Origin of the sequence: Novacetimonas pomaceti (genome assembly GCF_003207955.1) — a bacterium.
In the GTDB taxonomy this organism is placed as follows: Bacteria; Pseudomonadota; Alphaproteobacteria; order Acetobacterales; family Acetobacteraceae; genus Novacetimonas; species Novacetimonas pomaceti.
The window spans coordinates 1-2,500 of sequence record NZ_NOXG01000056.1 but is presented as its reverse complement, the minus strand read 5'-3'; the positions used below and the strand labels follow the sequence as shown (position 1 = coordinate 2,500).

General features: G+C 55.7%; 2 rRNA genes (1 of these 2 cut by a window edge). Both read left to right on the top strand.

Annotated features, from left to right (window positions below):
• Positions 1-2,267 (top strand): 23S ribosomal RNA (locus CFR71_RS15155); it begins 474 nt to the left of the window's first position.
• Positions 2,268-2,373: 106 nt separating this feature from the next.
• Positions 2,374-2,489 (top strand): 5S ribosomal RNA (gene rrf, locus CFR71_RS15150).
• Positions 2,490-2,500: the final 11 nt, after the last annotated feature.

Genomic DNA, 2,500 nt, shown 5'->3' with positions numbered 1-2,500 from the left:
CGAGGGGAGTGAAAGAGACCTGAAACCGAATGCCTACAAGCAGTCGGAGCCTCTTATGGGGTGACGGCGTACCTTTTGTATAATGGGTCAGCGAGTTTCTGTTTGCAGCAAGCTTAAGCCGTTAGGTGTAGGCGCAGCGAAAGCGAGTCTGAATAGGGCGACGAGTTGCTGGCAGAAGACCCGAAACCGAGTGATCTAGCCATGGCCAGGCTGAAGGTGCGGTAACACGCACTGGAGGGCCGAACCCACGCCTGTTGAAAAAGTCGGGGATGAGCTGTGGCTAGGGGTGAAAGGCCAATCAAACTCGGAAATAGCTGGTTCTCCGCGAAATCTATTGAGGTAGATCGTCTGGTATTACCCCGGGGGGTAGAGCACTGGATGGGCTAGGGGGGCCCAAAGCCTTACCAAACCTAACCAAACTCCGAATACCCGGAAGTATGAGCCAGGCAGACAGACGGTGGGTGCTAAGGTCCATCGTCGAGAGGGAAACAGCCCAGACCACCAGCTAAGGCCCCCAAATCGTGGCTAAGTGGGAAAGGATGTGGGGATTCCAAAACAACCAGGAGGTTGGCTTAGAAGCAGCCATCCTTTAAAGAAAGCGTAATAGCTCACTGGTCTAATAGAAACCCTGCGCCGAAAATGTAACGGGGCTCAAGCCACGTGCCGAAGCTGTGGGTGCATACTATGTATGCGCGGTAGCGGAGCGTTCCGTAAGTCTGTGAAGGGGACGGGGTGACCCTCCCTGGAGATATCGGAAGTGCGAATGCTGACATGAGTAGCGACAAACAGTGCGAGAAACACTGTCGCCGAAAGTCCAAGGGTTCCTGCGCAAGGTTAATCCGCGCAGGGTGAGCCGGCCCCTAAGGCGAGGGCGAAAGCCGTAGTCGATGGAAACCAGGTCAATATTCCTGGGCCTGCCAGAAGTGACGAATGCAATATGTTGTCGGGTCTTATCGGATTGGCCCGGCTTTTGGAGCATTCCAGGAAATAGCTCTGGCATATAGACCGTACCCGAAACCGACACAGGTGGACTGGTAGAGAATACCAAGGCGCTTGAGAGAACGATGCTGAAGGAACTAGGCAAATTGCTTGCGTAACTTCGGGATAAGCAAGACCCGTCAGTGGGCAACCATCGGCGGGTGGCACAGACCAGGGGGTAGCGACTGTTTAGTAAAAACACAGGGCTGTGCGAAGTCGAGAGACGACGTATACGGCCTGACGCCTGCCCGGTGCCGGAAGGTTAAGAGGAGGTGTGCAAGCACCGAATTGAAGCCCCGGTAAACGGCGGCCGTAACTATAACGGTCCTAAGGTAGCGAAATTCCTTGTCGGGTAAGTTCCGACCTGCACGAATGGCGTAACGACTTCCCCGCTGTCTCCAGCATCGGCTCAGCGAAATTGAACTCCCCGTGAAGATGCGGGGTACCCGCGGTCAGACGGAAAGACCCTATGAACCTTTACTGCAGCTTTGCAGTGGCATCAGAGACATTCTGTGTAGGATAGGTGGGAGGCTTTGAAACCGGGGCGCCAGTTCCGGTGGAGCCATCCTTGAAATACCACCCTGACTGTTTCTGATGTCTAACCGAGACCAGTAAGCCTGGTCCGGGACCCTGCATGGTGGGCAGTTTGACTGGGGCGGTCGCCTCCCAAAGTGTAACGGAGGCGCGCGATGGTGGGCTCAGGTCGGTCGGACATCGACTGTTGAGTGCAATGGCATAAGCCCGCCTGACTGTGAGAGTGACAGCTCGATCAGAGACGAAAGTCGGCCATAGTGATCCGGTGGTCCCGCGTGGAAGGGCCATCGCTCAACGGATAAAAGGTACTCTAGGGATAACAGGCTGATCTCCCCCAAGAGTCCACATCGACGGGGAGGTTTGGCACCTCGATGTCGGCTCATCACATCCTGGGGCTGGAGCAGGTCCCAAGGGTTCGGCTGTTCGCCGATTAAAGTGGTACGTGAGCTGGGTTTAGAACGTCGTGAGACAGTTCGGTCCCTATCTGCCGTGGGTGTTGGAAACTTGAGAGGATTTGTCCCTAGTACGAGAGGACCGGGATGAACATACCTCTGGTGCACCGGTTGTCGCGCCAGCGGCACAGCCGGGTAGCTAAGTATGGACGGGATAACCGCTGAAAGCATCTAAGCGGGAAACCCACCTCAAAACAAGGTCTCCCCAAGGGCCGTGATAGACCATCACGTCAATAGGCCAGGTGTGAAAGCGCAGTAATGCGTGCAGCTGACTGGTCCTAATCGCCCAATAGGCTCATTCACACAGCCCCAAAAGGGCAACATACATGCACAGCAGTCATCCACCTCCACTCTCCTCAAAACACACCAACCTCCCACACAGTCCAATACCTCAGGACTGCCTGGATGATCTGGTGGCCATGGCGGGAGTTGAACCACCCGATCCCATCCCGAACTCGGACGTGAAAAACCCCAGCGCCCATGATACTGTGCCTCAAGGCACGGGAAAGTCGGTCGCCGCCAGATCTTCCAGACAG